The organism is Streptococcus sp. 27098_8_91, from assembly GCF_041432385.1.
Taxonomy (GTDB): domain Bacteria; phylum Bacillota; class Bacilli; order Lactobacillales; family Streptococcaceae; genus Streptococcus.
Window position 1 is genome coordinate 40,087 of the sequence record NZ_JAPVZN010000010.1, and the last position, 18,738, is coordinate 58,824.

The 18,738-nt window shown below is 38.8% G+C and carries 14 protein-coding genes and 2 pseudogenes; all 16 read left to right on the plus strand.

Going from position 1 to position 18,738, the window contains the following annotated elements; all coding sequences use genetic code 11:
- The first annotated feature begins 95 nt into the window (after positions 1–95).
- Entirely contained in the window at positions 96–1,244 is a 1,149-nt protein-coding gene (locus O3611_RS08630) for a polysaccharide polymerase (protein WP_371608378.1), read from the plus strand.
- 126 nt (positions 1,245–1,370) lie between these two features.
- On the plus strand, positions 1,371–2,471 hold the full coding sequence (gene glf, locus O3611_RS08635) for a UDP-galactopyranose mutase (RefSeq protein ID WP_371608379.1): 1,101 nt from the start codon (positions 1,371–1,373) through the stop codon (positions 2,469–2,471).
- Positions 2,468–3,460, plus strand: a complete 993-nt coding sequence (locus O3611_RS08640) for a stealth family protein (RefSeq protein WP_371608380.1) — start codon at positions 2,468–2,470, stop codon at positions 3,458–3,460. The genes glf and O3611_RS08640 overlap by 4 nt, the downstream gene beginning before the upstream one ends.
- 10 nt (positions 3,461–3,470) lie before the next feature.
- Positions 3,471–4,526 carry a galactofuranosyltransferase gene (locus O3611_RS08645; protein WP_371608381.1) on the plus strand — a complete coding sequence of 352 codons (1,056 nt, stop codon included), beginning with the start codon at positions 3,471–3,473 and terminating at the stop codon, positions 4,524–4,526.
- 402 nt (positions 4,527–4,928) lie between these two features.
- Positions 4,929–5,279, plus strand: a complete 351-nt coding sequence (gene tnpB, locus O3611_RS08650) for an IS66 family insertion sequence element accessory protein TnpB (RefSeq protein WP_371608382.1) — start codon at positions 4,929–4,931, stop codon at positions 5,277–5,279.
- A 53-nt stretch (positions 5,280–5,332) separates the two neighbouring features.
- Positions 5,333–5,540, plus strand: a pseudogene (locus O3611_RS08655) (transposase).
- Positions 5,541–5,668: 128 nt separating this feature from the next.
- A pseudogene (locus tag O3611_RS08660) lies at positions 5,669–5,884 on the plus strand (transposase domain-containing protein); the annotation flags it as partial.
- 256 nt (positions 5,885–6,140) lie between these two features.
- On the plus strand, positions 6,141–7,514 hold the full coding sequence (gene ftsA / locus O3611_RS08665; protein WP_371608383.1) for a cell division protein FtsA: 1,374 nt from the start codon (positions 6,141–6,143) through the stop codon (positions 7,512–7,514).
- 17 nt (positions 7,515–7,531) lie between these two features.
- The gene (ftsZ, locus tag O3611_RS08670; protein ID WP_371608384.1) at positions 7,532–8,788 is read left to right on the plus strand and encodes a cell division protein FtsZ; all 1,257 of its coding nucleotides are present in this window, start codon (positions 7,532–7,534) and stop codon (positions 8,786–8,788) included.
- 5 nt (positions 8,789–8,793) lie between these two features.
- Positions 8,794–9,465: a YggS family pyridoxal phosphate-dependent enzyme gene (locus O3611_RS08675; protein WP_248035604.1), complete on the plus strand. Its 672-nt coding sequence runs from the start codon at positions 8,794–8,796 to the stop codon at positions 9,463–9,465.
- 9 nt (positions 9,466–9,474) lie between these two features.
- A complete protein-coding gene (locus tag O3611_RS08680; RefSeq protein WP_075231297.1) occupies positions 9,475–10,026 on the plus strand; it encodes a cell division protein SepF in 552 nt (183 codons plus the stop codon).
- The gene (locus tag O3611_RS08685; protein ID WP_248035607.1) at positions 10,026–10,289 is read left to right on the plus strand and encodes a YggT family protein; all 264 of its coding nucleotides are present in this window, start codon (positions 10,026–10,028) and stop codon (positions 10,287–10,289) included. Before O3611_RS08680 ends, O3611_RS08685 begins: the two co-directional genes overlap by 1 nt.
- Positions 10,286–11,071: an RNA-binding protein gene (locus O3611_RS08690; RefSeq protein ID WP_371608385.1), complete on the plus strand. Its 786-nt coding sequence runs from the start codon at positions 10,286–10,288 to the stop codon at positions 11,069–11,071. The genes O3611_RS08685 and O3611_RS08690 overlap by 4 nt, the downstream gene beginning before the upstream one ends.
- Positions 11,072–11,080: 9 nt before the next feature.
- Complete coding sequence (locus tag O3611_RS08695; RefSeq protein WP_075231300.1) at positions 11,081–11,839, plus strand: DivIVA domain-containing protein; 759 nt, start codon at positions 11,081–11,083, stop codon at positions 11,837–11,839.
- Between the two features lie 274 nt (positions 11,840–12,113).
- Positions 12,114–14,906: an isoleucine--tRNA ligase gene (gene ileS / locus O3611_RS08700; protein ID WP_371608386.1), complete on the plus strand. Its 2,793-nt coding sequence runs from the start codon at positions 12,114–12,116 to the stop codon at positions 14,904–14,906.
- A gap of 788 nt (positions 14,907–15,694) precedes the next feature.
- On the plus strand, positions 15,695–18,738 hold a 3,044-nt coding region (locus tag O3611_RS08705; protein WP_371608387.1), incomplete at its 3' end, for an Ig-like domain-containing protein.

The window sequence follows — 18,738 nt, forward strand, 5'->3', positions numbered from 1 at the left end:
GTGAACTAGAAGATTAAAGAAATATTATTTTTTCTCATTCAATTCCATATTTCTTTTTCTTATAATTCACCCTGTATGATTCTTTTTCAAAAAATATGATAAAAATTAAATTTGAAAACCTACTAGTCAGCATTGTTGTATCTGTAGTGGTGTTTTTTAATACCATATCAACTACGATGCTGGATAGGACTTTTTTTCAAGTCAAAGTAAATTTCCTATTTTTGGTTGTATTGCTTTTAGGGCTTCGTTTTTTGTATAAAATGCGGGTCTCATACAAATATCTAATACTTTCTATTTTATTGTTGCTTTCGGGGGGGTTAGTGTATTTTCAAACGAACAGGCTTAATTTTCTAGTCTATTCGATGCTACTAGTCCTCTTGGTTAATGTAGATATGAAAGTAGTTTTGAGGACCTATGTAGTTGTGGTTGGTATCCTTGTAGTAGCAGTTTTTCTTTTATCACTCGTTGGTATGGTCCCTAACTTGCAATATAATCGTGAGGGTGTTATTCGAAATTCGTTTGGGTTTATTTATCCAACGGACTTTGCATCACATTGTTTCTATCTATTTTTAGCAATTTCTTATCTTTTAAAAGATAAATTTATTTGGACCAGATCTTTGTTTGGTGTCTTGCTATCAGCTTTTATTATAAAATACTGTGATGCACGTTTAAATGCTTTGTCTATTCTCTTAGCAACGATAATATTTGTATATTTTTACTTTACTAAAGAGAAAAAATATAGATTGTATTCTATTTTACCCTTTTCATCAATTATATTTTCAGGACTAATTTTATATTTGACATACTACTTTTCATGGTCTTCTCAGTTTTTTGTTTCGATAAATAAACTTATTACTGGTAGACTTTCTTTGGGGAAAAATGCATTCAATTCTTATGAATTACATTTATTTGGGACAAGAAACGTTCAATTTATCGGATCAGGTGGAAAAACAGAATCTGTAATAGGGTATAACTATGTAGATTCCTCTTATGTGCAGATGTTGTTTACATATGGAATAGTGCCTGTAGTCCTATTGATAATAATTTATGTTGTCGCCTCAAGAAAACAGTATAAGGATGGTCAATATTTATTAGTTGCGATTTTATCATTGATTGCTTTTAACTGTATGATTGAAGCCTTTTGGTTTGTTCCTACATATAATATATTCATGTTTTTACTATTTACAACAAATACTTTTAGCAAAAAAGAATCAAATGATATTGTTGCATTAAATGTGACCTAGCTCTAGTACTAGATTTTAGGCGGGTCTAATACATGATATGATACCTTTCTAAAAAAACAACTTACTTTTGCTGATCCTGAGTTGGCATTAATAAGAAATTGCAGAGTTCATTAACGGAGTTTTAATATGTATGACTATTTAATTGTTGGTGCAGGTTTGTCTGGAGCAATCTTTGCACACGAAGCTACAAAACGTGGCAAAAAAGTAAAAGTGATTGACAAGCGTGATCACATCGGTGGAAATATCTACTGTGAAAATGTTGAAGGTATCAACGTTCACAAGTACGGTGCTCACATTTTCCATACTTCAAACAAAAAAGTTTGGGATTATGTCAACCAGTTTGCTGAGTTTAATAACTATATCAACTCACCAGTAGCCAACTACAAGGGCAGTCTTTACAATCTTCCCTTTAATATGAATACTTTCTACGCTATGTGGGGGACAAAAACTCCGCAAGAAGTCAAAGACAAGATTGCGGAGCAAACGGCGGATATGAAGGATGTTGAGCCCAAGAACTTGGAAGAACAAGCTATCAAGTTGATTGGCCCGGACATTTATGAAAAATTGATCAAAGGCTACACAGAAAAACAATGGGGACGTTCTGCAACAGAACTTCCACCATTTATCATCAAGCGCCTCCCAGTGCGTTTGACCTTTGATAATAACTACTTTAACGACCGTTACCAAGGTATTCCAATCGGTGGTTACAATGTCATCATTGAAAACATGCTTGGCGATATAGAAGTAGAGCTTGGAGTTGATTTCTTTGCTAATCGTGAAGAGCTGGAAAAATCAGCTGAAAAAGTTGTCTTCACTGGAATGATTGACCAATACTTTGATTACAAGCATGGAGAGTTGGAATATCGTAGTCTTCGTTTTGAACACGAAGTCTTGGATGAGGAAAATCATCAAGGGAATGCTGTGGTCAACTATACAGAACGTGAGATTTCTTATACTCGTATCATCGAACACAAGCATTTTGAGTATGGTACCCAACCGAAGACGGTCATCACTCGCGAGTACCCAGCTGATTGGAAACGTGGAGATGAACCATACTATCCAATCAATGATGAAAAGAACAATGCTATGTTTGCTAAGTATCAAGAAGAAGCAACCAAGAATGACAAAGTTATCTTCTGTGGACGCCTAGCAGACTATAAATACTATGATATGCATGTGGTCATTGAACGTGCTCTTGAGGTTGTGGAGAAAGAATTTTCTAAATGACACAAGAAAAAATTGATATTGTTGTACTATGGGTTGATGGGAGCGATCCAGAATTTATCCGTGAAAAGCAAATGGTTGCAAGAAAAGATGGTGGCTCAGATTCGTATATAGATAGTGACATGCGATACCGTGACTATGGAACCTTCAACAATTGGTTCCGTATGATTGCAAACCATGCTCCTTGGGTCAATAAGATCTTTCTAATCACCAATGGACAGAAACCTGAATGGCTGAACTTGGCTCATCCCAAGTTGAGGTGGGTTACGCATAAAGAATTTATGCCACAAGAATATCTTCCGACCTTTAACTCAGCAGCAATTGAATTAAATCTGCATCGTATCGAAGATTTGTCAGAAAACTATCTCTATTTCAATGACGATATGTATATGATTAGGGATTGCAAACCTTCAGATTTCTATAAAAATGGTTTGCCTAAACTACTTGCTGTTTATGATGCAATAGTTCCTTGGGCTCCGATTACAAAGACATATCTCAACAATATCGAGTTAATTTATCGCCATTTTCCTAATAAGGCTGCTATGAAAGCATCGCCATGGAAATTCTTTAATTACCGCTATGGTTTGCGCTTGTTTAAGAATTTAGTATTGCTACCTTGGGGACCAACAGGATATGTTAATCCGCATTTGCCGGTTCCTATGAAGAAGAGTACTTTAGCGCACCTCTGGGAAATCGAATTTGAAACCCTTGATAGGACGTCAAAAAGTCAAATTCGAGACTATAAAGTTGATGTGAATCAGTATATATGTCAAAACTGGCAGATTGAAAGCAATCAATTTTACCCAATTGCACACAATATAGGGAAGTCGATTGACCTGAATCGACTTGATCAGCTGGACCGTATTTTTAAGGATAAGCATAAAAAGCTTCTTTGTGTAAATGACAATGTTGACTTCAAAGAAGAAAATTTGCTCCGTTTTAAACAGTTCTTAGATGAACGTTATCCTGAAAAGTCGGCTTTCGAACTATGAGAACAAAGAGATGAAATATTATTTAAAAGAAGAATTTTTAAAGGATAAAAATATCAAAAACGCTGGTAATAAGGCGCGAAATGATGTCGAGGAAATTGTAAAACAAGAGGGCTTTAGTCCTTTGTTATTGACGGTTGAAGACTGGTACAAAATGAGTACGATTAAAGCTCAACAACACAAATCAAAAGCCTTGGCACAAGCCTTTTCGCTGTTGAAACCAGGAGATCAACTGTTAATTCAATTTCCTATGCTCCATCATAGCTTCTTTACTACCTATTTAGTAAAAAAATTGCAAGCTAGAGGGGTCAAAGTCTATTTTATTATCCATGATTTAGAAGTTTTGCGCTATGCTAATTTGGATACAGTACCTTTAAAGCATAAAATTCGTGTACAGCTTCAAGAATCAAGTCTTTTAAAAGTTGCTGATGGCCTTATTGCGCATAATCCGATTATGAAGTCAGTCCTGGTCAATAAGGGTATTTCAGAACAAAAAATTGTCAGTCTAGGTATTTTTGATTATCTGATCCCCGATTTTCAGGAAAAAGAAGAACTTTCGAAGGATCAACCGATTATTGTGGCAGGTAATCTAGCACAAGAAAAAGCGGGTTATTTGTACAATTTGCCGTCTAGCCCTGCCTATAACCTTTATGGTGTTGGCTTTGATGAAACTAGAAAGTTAGCAAACCAAGAGTATTTCGGTTCCTTTCTCCCTGATGAACTCCCTGCTGCACTTTCAGGAGGATTTGGACTTGTCTGGGATGGTGATAGTTCCGAAACTTGTAGTGGTGTTTTTGGGGAGTATCTTCGATATAATAATTCTCATAAGGCATCGCTTTATCTAGCTTCTGGGTTTCCATTGGTGGTATGGAAACAATCTGCTTTATCTAGTTTTGTACTAGAGAACCAGTGTGGAATTGCAGTTGAATCGTTACACGATCTAGCTCAAGTCATTGAACAATTAACCCAGAATGACTATCAAAAGTTACTAAAAAATGTGAGAAATGTAGGTCAAAAGATTCGAAAAGGGAACTATCTGATTACAGCATTAAGTCAATACGACTTTTAACAGATAGTACTAATTACTTTTTTATTCTTTGAGAAGTGTATTTACTAATAGATGGGGAAAGAGTGGTAGTGGAAGTTTTGAAATACTATTCCACTTTAAAGATTGAATAATTTGGGCTTTTTTCTACATTTGTCAAGTCTATCAAGCACTTAATAAAAAATGATGTATAGAGGTTGTTGTCTTATTTGGCTCTTTGTTAACAGTAGTGGGTTGAATAAAAGCTAACATCTGGAGTGGACAATCGTTGTCCTCTCCATTTTTATATTCAGAGCGATGAAAATCCGTTTTAAACTAACTTCCACTTTGGCTAACCGTAAGCGCGTCATAACAAGGTATCTATCCTACTTCCCAAACTTCCAGTATACTAGATAAAAATAGTTATCGGAGGAAAGGTACTGTACTATGATGATTCAATTAAACGATTTAGGTCAAGTTTACCTTGTTTGTGGCAAGACAGATATGAGGCAGGGAATAGACTCCTTAGCCTATGTAGTTAAAACTCACTTTGAATTGGACCCTTTCTCAGGTCAAGTCTTTCTCTTTTGTGGTGGACGTAAAGACCGCTTTAAAGCCCTTTACTGGGATGGTCAAGGATTTTGGCTACTTTATAAACGCTTTGAGAACAGAAAACTGACTTGGCCAAGTACAGAAAAGGATGTCAAAGCTCTAACACCTGAACAAGTAGATTGGCTGATGAAGGGCTTTTCTATTACTCCAAAAATAAATCCATCAGAAAGTCGTGATTTCTATTGAAATTAGGACTTTCTTTTCGGTAGAATAAAGTTAGAAAATAAGGAGGAAAGTCTATGGGAGAATTATTGAAAATCATTCAACAACAGAGTGCGACAATTGATAGTCTCACCAATGAACTTGCCCTTCTTCGTGAACAAGTGGCTTATCTGACGCAAAAGCTCTATGGAAAATCTCTCTGAGAAAAGTGTTTGCCTTTCTGGACAACTCAACCTTTTTGAGGAAGAGGTTCCATCTGAGGAAGATGGAGATGTTCCCAGTTGAAACAGAGGAGATTACCTACAAACGTAAGAAATCTAAAGGTAAACGCCAAGCTCTTCTTGCCCAATTTGATTCAGAAGAATTTCATCATTAACTAGAAAAGTGCATTTGCCCTGATTGTCAGGTTTAAACAGCGAGGGTGGTTGTTTTCTCAAAGTTTTGAAGGAGCTAAAGCAGCAGCTATTATTATGAGCTTGTTGGAAACAGCTAAACGTCACCAATTAAATAGCGAGAAATATCTATCCTATCTTCTAGAATGTCTTCCAAACGAGGAAATTCTCGTAAACAAAGAGGTTTTAGAGGCTTATTTACCATGGACTAAAGTTGTACAAGAAAAGTGCAAATAAGAAATCTCCAGATTAGGAACTATCAGTGAATTCTCTAGTCTGGAGATTTTTCAATATACTTCATTATTAGGCGGTTACGGCTAACCAAGTGGAAGTTACTTTGAGAAATTACCTCCAAGAAAAAGCTTGCGTAAATGTTAGAAAATTCGAGCACGAATGTATTTTTTGTGTTATAATATTCTGTGAGTAGTTATGCCTTGGTGTAGCTATTAAAAATAGAAGTGTGAAACTGGTAAGATAGAGAGGACGCAGTGTAATGACTAGGAATGGTTTTTTTACAGGCTTAGATATCGGAACTAGCTCTATTAAAGTGTTGGTTGCAGAGCTTGTAAATGGTGAAGTAAATGTAATTGGCGTAAGTAATGCCAAAAGTAAAGGTGTCAAAGATGGGATTATCGTTGACATCGAAGCAGCAGCGACTGCTATTAAGTCTGCAATTTCTCAAGCAGAAGAAAAAGCAGGGATTTCAATCAAGTCTGTAAACGTTGGTTTGCCAGCTAATTTGCTACAAGTTGAGCCAACTCAGGGCATGATTCCGGTGACATCAAATACAAGAGAAATTACAGATCAAGATGTTGAAAATGTAGTTAAATCAGCTTTGACTAAAAGTATGACTCCAGACCGTGAAGTTATCACCTTTATTCCAGAGGAATTTGTCGTAGATGGATTCCAAGGAATTCGTGATCCTCGCGGGATGATGGGTGTGCGTTTGGAAATGCGCGGTCTCTTGTACACTGGCCCACGTACGATTCTCCATAATCTTCGTAAAACTGTAGAGCGTGTAGGCATTCAAGTTGATAACGTGATTATTTCACCTCTTGCAATGGTTCACTCTGTCTTGAATGAAGGTGAACGTGAGTTTGGTGCGACTGTTATCGATATGGGTGGTGGCCAAACGACGGTTGCCACTATTCGCAACCAAGAACTTCAATATACAAATGTCAACCAAGAGGGTGGCGATTATGTCACAAAAGACATTTCAAAAGTTCTTAAGACTTCTAAGAAAATTGCAGAAGGTCTAAAATTGAACTATGGTGAAGCTTATCCACCGCTAGCTAGCAAGGAAACTTTCCAAGTTGAAGTGATCGGTGAAGTTGAACCAGTTGAAGTGACTGAAGAATACTTGGCTGAGATTATTTCGGCAAGACTTAAGCACATTTTTGAGCAAATTAAGCAAGATTTGGAAAGACGTCACCTATTAGACTTGCCAGGAGGTATTGCTTTGATTGGTGGGAATGCCCTCCTTCCAGGTGTCGTTGAATTGGCCCAAGAAGTATTTGGAGTCCGTGTTAAGTTATTCGTACCAAATCAAGTTGGGATTCGCAATCCTGCTTTTGCCCATGTCATTAGCTTGTCAGAATTCGCTGGAAGCCTTACTGAAGTGAATGTTCTAGCTCAGCGAGCAATTCGAGGTGAACATACTTTAAGCCACCAGCCACTTGACTTTAGAAGTTCAGCTCAACCTGTTTCACCTGTTTCTCCACGACCAGTATTTAATACAGTGACAACACCTGAGCCTGAAACAAACCAATCTGTTGAACCAGTAGCTCCTCTTCAATCAGAAGAAAAGAGCAAAGGTAAATTAACAGATCGTTTCCGTAGCTTGATTGGAAGCATGTTTGACGAATAAAATAGAGGAATATAAATATGACATTTTCATTTGATACAGCAGCAGCACAAGGTGCAGTAATTAAAGTAATCGGTGTCGGCGGTGGTGGTGGGAATGCCATCAACCGTATGGTTGACGAAGGCGTTTCTGGCGTTGAATTTATCGCAGCCAACACAGATGTACAGGCTTTGAGCAGTACAAAAGCTGAGACAGTTATCCAGCTCGGCCCTAAATTGACTCGTGGACTTGGTGCAGGAGGTCAACCTGAAGTTGGTCGTAAAGCTGCAGAAGAAAGCGAAGAAGTATTGACAGAAGCGATCAGCGGTGCTGATATGGTCTTCATCACTGCTGGTATGGGTGGTGGTTCTGGTACAGGTGCTGCACCAGTTATCGCTCGTATTGCAAAAAGTCTTGGTGCTTTGACAGTCGGTGTTGTAACTCGTCCGTTTGGCTTTGAAGGAAGCAAACGTGGACAATTTGCTATCGAAGGGATTAACGAACTTCGTGAGCATGTTGATACACTCTTGATTATCTCAAACAACAACTTGCTAGAAATCGTTGACAAGAAGACTCCACTTCTTGAAGCATTGAGTGAAGCAGATAACGTTCTTCGTCAAGGTGTACAAGGGATTACAGATTTGATTACAAGTCCTGGTTTGATCAACTTGGACTTTGCAGACGTTAAGACTGTTATGGCTAACAAAGGAAATGCCCTTATGGGTATTGGTATCGGTAGCGGTGAAGAACGTGTTGTAGAAGCTGCTCGTAAAGCAATCTACTCACCACTTCTCGAAACAACTATCGATGGTGCTGAGGATGTTATCGTTAACGTAACTGGTGGTTTGGACTTGACTTTGATTGAAGCTGAAGAAGCATCAGAAATTGTTAACCAAGCAGCTGGTCATGGTGTTAACATCTGGCTTGGAACATCTATTGATGAGACTATGAAAGACGAAATCCGCGTGACTGTTGTTGCGACAGGAGTACGTCAAGATAAAGTGGAGAAAGTTGTAACTGCTCAACCACGCCAAGCAGCCTACCGTGAACCTGCTAGAACTAGCCATACACATGCATATGATCGCAATTTTGATATGGCTGATACAGTAGAGTTACCAACTCCAAGTCATCGTCGCCCAGAAGCTCCAAAGACATCAGCCTTTGGTGACTGGGACTTGAGACGTGATGCCATTGTTCGCCAAGGAGATCCAGTTGTTTCTCCTGTAGAACGTTTTGAGGTTCCAGCCGCAACAGATGAAGATGAGTTGGAAACTCCACCATTCTTTAAAAATCGTTAATGAAGATGAATTTAAAAGAAAATACGAACCTTGTTTTTCAACAGATATCGAATGCAGTTCAGGAAGCTGGTCGTGAAAACGACTCGGTTTCTGTGATTGCGGTGACCAAATATGTAGATGTTGAAACAGCCTCAGCTTTGGTTTCGCAAGGAGTGCAACACATTGGTGAGAACCGTGTTGATAAATTTCTTGACAAGTATCATGCTCTAAGTGATAAGAATCTTACCTGGCATTTGATTGGAACCTTACAGAGACGTAAAGTCAAGGAAGTGATTTCTTATGTGGATTATTTTCATGCTTTAGATTCCTTAAAGCTAGCTCAGGAAATTCAAAAACGAGCAGACCACAAGATTAAGTGCTTTTTGCAAGTAAATATTTCTAAGGAAGAGAGCAAGCACGGTTTTTCGAAAGAAGAATTGTTAGCCCTCTTACCAGAACTTTCAGAATTAGACCAGATTGAGTATGTGGGACTGATGACCATGGCTCCATTTGAAGCAACTAGTCAAGAGTTACTAGAGATATTTAAAGAAACGCAAGAATTGCAAAAAAACATTCAAGAAAAACATCTCCCCAATATGCCGATGACAGAACTAAGTATGGGTATGAGTCGAGACTTCAAAGAAGCGATTCAATGTGGTTCAACTTTCGTTCGAATCGGCACAGCATTTTTTAAGTAGGAAATAACCATGTCACTAAAAAATAAATTTGAAAAGTTTATAGATTATTTCACTGAAGATGGAGAAGAAGTGGCACCAAACGTTGCTGAATTAAAGCCTGAAAAAACGCTAACATCAGTTTCTGCCCCCATGGAAGAACTTCCACAAGCTCAACAACTTCCCCAGCCTTCACAAGTGAATTCAAAGGAAAAAAATATTACGCGCCTTCATGCTCGTCAGCAAGAATTAGCGATGAAGAGTCATCGTAGTACAGAAAAGGTAACCATTGATGTTCGTTATCCTCGTCGCTACGAAGATGCAACGGATATCGTTGATTTACTAGCAGGTAATGAAAGTATTTTAATCGATTTCCAATACATGACTGAAGTACAAGCGCGTCGTTGTCTAGACTATTTAGATGGAGCTCGTCATGTACTTGCTGGTGAGTTAAGAAAGGTTGCAAATACCATGTACCTTTTGACACCGGTAGGAGTTGTGGTTAACATCGAAGATATTCGTTTGCCAGAGGGAACTCATGGTGAAGAGTTTGATTTCGATATGAAGAGAAAACGAGTGAGATAATGATATTTCTAGTTCGCTTTATTCAAAACGCTACAGATATCTATTCTATGATACTTGTAGCGTTTGCTCTCTTATCCTGGTTTCCAAATGCCTATGAGACTAGAGCAGGTCGTTTGTTGACTAATTTAGTCAAACCAATTCTTCAACCCTTGAGACGTCTGCCGCTGAGTATTGGTGGTTTAGATTTTTCAGTTTGGGTGGCCGTCGTTTTAGTTCATTTACTTGGAAACTATCTGATCCGTTTTCTTTTAATACTAGCATGAGAAAAGATATCTATCAGCATTTTTCAGTCGAGGATATTCCTTTTATTGATAAAGGTTTGGAGTGGCTCAGGCAGGTTGAGGAGCACTACGCTCCCATCTTAACTCCCTTTATCAACCCCCATCAGGTCTTTATTTTAAAGACATTGGGCAATCATCAAGGGATTAAAGTTTTTTCTAGCAATGATTTTGTAGCTAGCGAGTATAGTCGTGTACTACTTGCACCAGATTATTTCATACCGACTTTGACGGATTTTGAAATGGACTTGCTTGAGATTGTTTATTCTAGCAAGTTTGACCAATTGACTCATTCCAAGATTTTAGGAACTGTTCTGAATCGTCTGGGAATCGATCGCAAGTTATTTGGTGATATATTGGTAACGGAAAATAGAGCTCAAATCATTGTGGACCGGAAATTCACTTCTCTCTTTCAGGATGGGATTCAAAAGATTGCTCGATTGCCTGTCAAACTTGAAGTCAAATCCTTTGAAGAATTGGTAGAAGCCGAGAGTGATTATCAGGAAAAGGAAGTTTTAGTTCCGAGTATGCGCTTGGATGCTTTCTTGTCAAATGTTCTGAAATTGTCTCGCTCTCAGACAGCTGATTTATTAGAAAGAAAATATGTTCAGGTAAATTACCATCTGGTTGAAAAATCTGATTATCAAGTTAAAATTGGTGATTTAGTAAGTGTCAGACGTTTTGGAAGGATTAGTGTTCTGAGAGAAAATGGTCAGACAAAAAGGGATAAGAAGAAATTGACAATACAATTATTATTAAGTAAGTGAGGGGAAAATATGCCAATTACATCGTTAGAGATTAAGGATAAAAGCTTTAGTACTAAGTTTAGAGGTTTTGATCCTGAAGAAGTTGATGAATTTCTCGATATTGTAGTTCGAGACTATGAAACATTGGTTCGAAGTAACCATGATAAAGAGCAACAAATTAGAAATTTAGAAGAGCGTTTGTCTTATTTTGATGAGATGAAAGATTCATTGAGTCAGTCTGTTTTAATTGCTCAAGATACTGCTGAGCGAGTTAAACAAGCAGCTACTGAACGCTCTCATAATATCATTCATCATGCTGAACAGGAATCACAACGTTTGCTTGATGAAGCTAAGTACAAGGCAAATGAAATTTTACGTCAAGCAACTGATAATGCTAAGAAGGTTGCGATTGAGACAGAAGAACTGAAGAATAAGAGTCGCGTCTTCCATCAACGCTTGAAATCTACAATTGAAAGTCAATTGGCCATCGTTGATTCATCTGATTGGGAAGAAATTTTACGTCCAACAGCAACTTATTTACAAACTAGTGATGAAGTCTTTAAAGAGGTGGTTAGAGAGGCTTTGGGGGAAAATATTTCAGCATTTCATGAGGAGGAAGCCAATGATTTGACTCGTCAGTTTTCACCTGAAGAGGTTGCTGAGCTCCAAGCACGTATAGAAGCAACTAATCGTGAATTGATGGAAGCACAGGATGAATCAACTTTATCTGACTTATCTTCGTTAGTAAATAATGAAATGAGTTCTGAGTCTAAAGAGGATTCAGAATAACAATTTCTCAACATTTATAATTGTAAAATCTGAGAACAAGATCTAATCAAACATATTTCCAGCGAGTAGGAGATGGTGAAAGTCCTACAATCCCTGTTGATGAGATTATCCTCTCAAGTTATCAAGTCTGAAGTTAGTAGGATTTGACGTTGCCCACGTTACGGGAAAAGAGGGAGAAAGACTAGTTCTTTTTCCGAACAAAGGTGGTACCACGATTTTCGTCCTTTTTAGCGAGTCGTGGTTTTTATTTTGCCTATATAAAAAAGGAGATATCATGAAACTCAAAGAAACTTTAAATCTTGGGAAAACTGACTTCCCAATGCGTGCAGGCCTTCCTACAAAAGAGCCAGTCTGGCAAAAAGAGTGGGAAGAAGCAAAACTCTACCAACGTCGTCAAGAGTTGAATGAAGGGAAACCTCACTTCACTCTTCATGATGGGCCTCCGTACGCTAACGGAAATATCCACGTTGGTCATGCTATGAACAAGATTTCAAAAGATATCATTGTTCGTTCTAAGTCTATGTCAGGATTCTACGCGCCATACATCCCAGGTTGGGATACACATGGTCTGCCAATCGAGCAAGTCTTGGCAAAACAAGGTGTCAAACGCAAAGAGATGGATTTGGTTGAATACTTGAAACTTTGCCGTGAATACGCTCTTTCTCAAGTAGATAAACAACGCGAAGACTTCAAACGTTTAGGTGTGTCTGGTGACTGGGAAAATCCATATGTAACTTTGACCCCTGACTATGAAGCAGCGCAAATCCGTGTTTTCGGTGAGATGGCTAACAAGGGCTACATCTACCGTGGTGCCAAGCCAGTTTACTGGTCTTGGTCATCTGAGTCAGCTCTTGCTGAAGCGGAAATTGAATACCATGACTTGGTATCAACTTCTCTTTACTATGCCAACAAAGTCAAAGATGGCAAAGGTGTCCTAGACACTGATACTTATATCGTTGTTTGGACAACAACTCCATTTACTATCACTGCTTCTCGTGGTTTGACTGTTGGTGCGGATATTGATTACGTTTTGGTTCAACCTGCTGGTGAAGCCCGTAAGTTTGTGGTTGCTGCTGAATTGTTGAACAGCTTGTCTGAAAAATTTGGTTGGACGGATGTTCAAGTTTTGGCTACTTACCGTGGTTCAGAATTGAACCACATCGTGACAGAGCACCCATGGGATACTGCAGTAGATGAACTTGTTATTCTTGGTGAACACGTTACAACAGACTCAGGTACTGGTATCGTCCATACAGCTCCTGGTTTTGGTGAGGACGACTATAATGTTGGTATTGCTAACGGACTTGAAGTTGCTGTGACAGTTAACGAACGCGGGCTTATGATGGCTAATGCTGGTGCTGAGTTTGAAGGCCAATTCTATGATAAGGTTGTTCCAACGGTTATCGAAAAACTTGGTGATTTACTTCTTGCTCAAGAAGAAATCTCTCACTCATACCCATTTGACTGGCGTACGAAAAAACCAATCATCTGGCGTGCAGTTCCACAATGGTTTGCTTCAGTATCAAAATTCCGTCAAGATATTTTAGATGAAATCGAAAAAGTGAAATTCCATTCAGAATGGGGTAAAGTCCGTCTTTACAACATGATCCGTGACCGTGGTGACTGGGTTATCTCTCGTCAACGTGCTTGGGGAGTTCCTCTTCCAATCTTCTACGCAGAAGATGGCACACCAATCATGACAGCTGAAACGATTGAACATGTAGCTCAACTCTTTGAAGAGCATGGTTCAATCATCTGGTGGGAACGTGATGCTAAAGACCTATTACCAGAAGGATTTACACATCCAGGTTCACCAAATGGAGAGTTCAAGAAAGAAACTGACATCATGGACGTATGGTTTGACTCAGGTTCATCATGGAATGGTGTCGTGGTTAACCGTCCAGAACTCAAATACCCAGCTGACCTCTACCTTGAAGGTTCAGACCAATACCGTGGTTGGTTCAACTCTTCTCTTATCACATCTGTTGCCAACCATGGTGTGGCACCATACAAACAAATCTTGTCACAAGGATTTGCCCTTGACGGTAAAGGTGAAAAGATGTCTAAATCTCTTGGAAATACCATTGCTCCAAGCGATGTTGAGAAACAATTTGGTGCGGAAATCTTGCGTCTCTGGGTAACAAGTGTTGACTCAAGCAATGACGTGCGTATCTCAATGGATATCTTGAGCCAAGTTTCTGAAACTTACCGTAAGATCCGTAACACTCTTCGTTTCTTGATTGCTAACACATCTGACTTTAATCCAGCTGAGGATACAGTTTCTTACGAAGAACTTCGTTCAGTTGATAAGTACATGACCATCCGCTTTAACCAGCTTGTGAAAACAATTCGTGATGCTTATGCTGACTTTGAATTCTTGACAATCTATAAAGCCCTAGTGAACTTTATCAACGTTGATTTGTCTGCCTTCTACCTTGATTTTGCCAAAGATGTTGTTTACATCGAAGGTGCCAAATCATTGGAACGCCGTCAAATGCAGACTGTCTTCTATGACATCCTGGTGAAAATCACTAAACTCTTGACACCAATCCTTCCTCACACTGCGGAAGAAATCTGGTCATATCTTGAGTTTGAAGCAGAAGACTTTGTTCAATTGTCAGAATTGCCAGAAGCTCAAACATTTGCTAATCAAGAGGAAATCTTGGACACATGGGCAGCCTTTATGGACTTCCGTGGTCAAGCTCAAAAAGCCTTGGAAGAAGCTCGTAATGCCAAAGTCATCGGTAAATCCCTTGAAGCTCATTTGACAGTTTATCCAAACGAAGTTGTGAGAACTCTTCTTGGAGCTGTTGATAGCAATGTTGCTCAACTTTTGATTGTCTCAGAATTGACTATCGCAGAAGGTGCAGCTCCAGAAGGTGCAGTAGCCTTTGAAGATGTAGCTTTCACTGTAGAACGTGCAGCTGGTGAAGTTTGTGATCGTTGCCGCCGTATTGATCCAAGTACAGCAGAACGTTGCTACCACGCAACCATCTGTGACCACTGTGCAAGTATCGTAGAAGAAAACTTTGCGGATGCAGTCGCAGAAGGATTTGAAGTAAAATAAAAGTAAAAAATGGCGAGGGTAGTCCAAAGGTTGATTTGAAAAGAAAGGCCAATAGCGCTCTCCAACATTAAACGCATACTATCAAGACTTTTAAAGTCTTGATAGTATGCGTTTTTTCTTGTAATACTATTTTTACCATGTATCTTTTTTGTACAGTGGATTGAATCCAGAATAGTAGGCTATGGATTCTATAGTAGATTGAACTTAGAATAGTACGCTACGAATTCTAAAACATTTTTAAAAATTATTTTGACTTTCCTAATCGATTTGTTCATATCTTATTTCAATCCACTATATTTTCATACTCCGTTATAGTAGATTGAATATTGAATAGTACACTGTTGCTTCTAAAATATGGATAGAAATTGATTTGATTTCCCTAGTCAATTTGTTCAGATTTTATTTCATTTTACTATAAAATAAAATTGCTCTTTTTTGTTAGCAGGCTGCTTAAGAAATATCTAAGCCCGTGTATAAATTTGGAATTCTAGCAGCTAATCAACGTATTCTAGGAGGATAAGGAAGAGTTTCTAACAAAACATACAATATATATGTTTGTGTAGTTAAAATTTCTGCTCTTTTTGATTTTAAAAGAACATCAAGTTTTTAAGAAAAAAACTAACAAAATAGAGAAAAACTGTATTTAGATATTATAAAAACTTATATGTATATATTTGGAATGTAATAAACTGAAAGAAATCTAAAGAATAAATTTGATTTATTTAAGTAAAAAGATTATAATAAAATTGTATTTATAATACTACATAAACACAAAAGGAGAAATAAATATGTGTTTTAATCGTAAAAATGCAGAACAAAAGAATTGGCGTATGATCAAAAAAGGAAAACATTTCTTGTTTGGTTGTTCGCTAGTCTTTGCGGTTGGAGCTACACTAGCTACTCCAACGGTTCACGCTGACAGTGTAGAAGCTAAGACAGAAGCTACAAATTCAGCAACACAAAATGAACCTACTGCAGAGGCGACGACCTATGCGGCACCAGCTGCAACTAGCCCAGTTGCGACTGAAGCAGTAGAAGCAAATTCAGCAACAACTGTCGTTTCAGCTGACAAATCTCAACTAGAAGCTGTTTTGACACAAGCTAAAGCTAAAAACTTGGATGGTCAAGAAGCTTCAGTTAAAGCTGAAGTAGCAGCTGCAATTGCAGAAGCAGAAGCATTAGTTGCGAACGGTTCAGCAAGCCAAGATCAAATCAACCAAAGTGTTGAACGTTTGACTCAAGCAGTGGCAAGTGTGAAGGAAGTTACTGAAGCAGCAATTGAGAAAACATCGGAAGCAACTACAGAATCTTCAGCAACTCCTAAAGTAAGAAGCAGACGTGCGACTACTGAAGGAACAACTCGTTCAATTGATGAAACTAACCTTGCTCGTGCTATCGTAACCAAGGAAAACTTTGAAAGTTTCTTCCAAGAAGGTGGAACTGCAAGTTATGAAAAATCTTCAGGAACTATTAAGTTGACAGAAGATGTATCAGGACAGGCTGGTAATGCCTACCTACGTTTTAAAATCGATCCTAGCCAAGATTTCTCTTTCACTGGTAAAGTAGATATTGGTAATAAATATGAAGGACACGAAGTGGATGGTCGTGCTGGTGGTGACGGAGTCGGTTTCGTCTTCCATACAGGTAAGCAAAGTCAACTAGGTCTTTCTGGTGCATCAATCGGTATGGGTGGAATTAATGCAGCTTTTGGTTTCAAACTTGACTCATGGTGGAATAAAGGTACTCCAAAACCTGAAATCAAATCAATGGCAGATCCTTCATACAACCGTGGAGATACGAATCATGCGTTCGGTGCGTTTTATTCATCAAACAATCAAGGAAGAGTAAATTCTATTACAGAGATGAAACCTTTAAATCCAGCACCAAATGGACAATGGGTTGATTTCAAGATTAACTATAATGGAACTAAAAAAGAATTCACGGTAACATACGGTAGCCAAACTTGGACAACAAAACTTGATAAATCTAGCCGTAGTATGACAAATGAAGCCAAGAATGCTTTGACTGCTAGAAATGCTACCTATGCCCTCTCATTTGTCGGAAGTACAGGTTCTGGTACAAACTTGCAACGTGTTCAGATTGAAAAATTTGAGTTTACAGCGCCACAAATCGTCCACATGAAATTTGTTGATGAAAGTGGTCAAGAAATCGAAGCAAGTAGTGCGATTCCAGGTGACGAAAATGAAGTTATTAATCTGAGCACTCAAGACAAAAAGATTGCAGCAGTTGAAGCTAAAGGGTATACACTGAAAGAAATTGATTCTAGCAAGGCTCCTTCATACATTAAAGAAAACAACACAGTTACCCTAACTCCAGGTGGTCAATTGTTGACTTATGTATTTAAAGTAAAAGATACCACACCACCAGCAGCCCCAACTGTAAATTCAGTTACAGCAGGCGCTACAGCGGTAACGGGTACAGCCGAAGCAGGCTCAACCGTAGAAGTAACTCTTCCAGGTGGGTCTAAAGTATCCGCGAAAGCCGACCAAGATGGAAGCTACAGTGTTCCAGTAAGTGCCTTGAAGGAAGGCGACACCGTATCTGTGACTGCGACAGATGACGCTGGTAACAAGTCAACACCGACATCAGTAACGGTACCAGATAAAACGGCCCCAGCAGCCCCAACTGTGAACCCAGTTAAGGCAGGTGCTACAGCCATCACAGGTACAGCCGAAGCAGGTTCGACAGTAGAAGTAACCCTTCAAGATGGACAAAAATCCTCTGCAAAAGCTGGAGAAAATGGTGAGTTTTCAATTCCAGTTCCAGCTTTGAATGCTGATGATCAAATTAGTGTTACAGCAACAGATGTAGCTAAAAACACATCAACTCCAACTAAAGTTACTGTAAAAGAGACAGTTCGTCCGACCTTACACATTCCATATGATGATCCTGCGACACAAGCCATTTATGTTTACTCTGGTGAAGAAAATAATATTGAGCTAAAGGTAACTGATAATTCAGGTAAGATTGTAAAAGCTTATCTAGCTTTACCACAAGATAACCGCAGTGGGCTTGGTGCAGAAGACACTACCTTCTTAAACGGTAGAACTAAAGGTGGTTTGTATCTTAAGACTGAAGGTATTCATGTAGAAACTACTGCTACAGAGTCAACTCCAGCTATCGTTCGCGTAACTGGTGAAGTTCCTAAAAACACTTACACAGAAAGTAGTGGACAATTCACTCGTTACCTCTTTGCTGAAGATGCGGCGGGTAATACAGGTTATGAACATGTTGGTGATGCGACTACACCAGGACAACTTGGGCGTATCCGTTTTATGTGGAAACCACAGTCATTCAAATATACTGCAGTAGCTCCATCAACACCGATTAAATCAAATACTGTTCCAGAAGCGAGTGTCCTTGAAAAAGCTGTTAAAGATGCGAACCCAACTTTCAGCGATAAGATTGAAAGTGTTTCTGTAGATGGTACTAATGTTAAGGTGACTTATAAAGATGGAAGTACAGATGTCATTCCAGCAGACTCAGTATTCAAAATTGAAGCAACAGCACCTGCAGTAACACCAGTTAAAAATCCATCAAGCCTAACTCAACCAGAAAAAGATGCAGTTAAGAAAGCAGTAGAAACAGCGAACCCAAGTGCAACTAAGGTTGAAGTAGGAACCGATGGTACAACAACACTAACCTACTCAAATGGTTCGACAGCTAAATTGACCCCAGCACAAACTGTCAGTCAGGCAGACGTTACACCTCCAGTAGCACCAACTGTAAATGCAGTTAAGGCAGGTGCTACTAGTATTACTGGTACAGCTGAAGAAGGCTCAACCGTAGAAGTAACCCTTCCAAATGGAAC

Excerpts from the sequence above, each read along its gene's own strand:
- O3611_RS08630 (WP_371608378.1), top strand. The coding sequence starts at position 96 with ATGATAAAAATTAAATTTGAAAACCTACTAGTCAGCATTGTTGTATCT.
- glf (WP_371608379.1), top strand. The coding sequence starts at position 1,371 with ATGTATGACTATTTAATTGTTGGTGCAGGTTTGTCTGGAGCAATCTTT.
- O3611_RS08640 (WP_371608380.1), top strand. The coding sequence starts at position 2,468 with ATGACACAAGAAAAAATTGATATTGTTGTACTATGGGTTGATGGGAGC.
- O3611_RS08645 (WP_371608381.1), top strand. The coding sequence starts at position 3,471 with ATGAAATATTATTTAAAAGAAGAATTTTTAAAGGATAAAAATATCAAA.
- tnpB (WP_371608382.1), top strand. The coding sequence starts at position 4,929 with ATGATGATTCAATTAAACGATTTAGGTCAAGTTTACCTTGTTTGTGGC.
- ftsA (WP_371608383.1), top strand. The coding sequence starts at position 6,141 with ATGACTAGGAATGGTTTTTTTACAGGCTTAGATATCGGAACTAGCTCT.
- ftsZ (WP_371608384.1), top strand. The coding sequence starts at position 7,532 with ATGACATTTTCATTTGATACAGCAGCAGCACAAGGTGCAGTAATTAAA.
- O3611_RS08675 (WP_248035604.1), top strand. The coding sequence starts at position 8,794 with ATGAATTTAAAAGAAAATACGAACCTTGTTTTTCAACAGATATCGAAT.
- O3611_RS08680 (WP_075231297.1), top strand. The coding sequence starts at position 9,475 with ATGTCACTAAAAAATAAATTTGAAAAGTTTATAGATTATTTCACTGAA.
- O3611_RS08685 (WP_248035607.1), top strand. The coding sequence starts at position 10,026 with ATGATATTTCTAGTTCGCTTTATTCAAAACGCTACAGATATCTATTCT.
- O3611_RS08690 (WP_371608385.1), top strand. The coding sequence starts at position 10,286 with ATGAGAAAAGATATCTATCAGCATTTTTCAGTCGAGGATATTCCTTTT.
- O3611_RS08695 (WP_075231300.1), top strand. The coding sequence starts at position 11,081 with ATGCCAATTACATCGTTAGAGATTAAGGATAAAAGCTTTAGTACTAAG.
- ileS (WP_371608386.1), top strand. The coding sequence starts at position 12,114 with ATGAAACTCAAAGAAACTTTAAATCTTGGGAAAACTGACTTCCCAATG.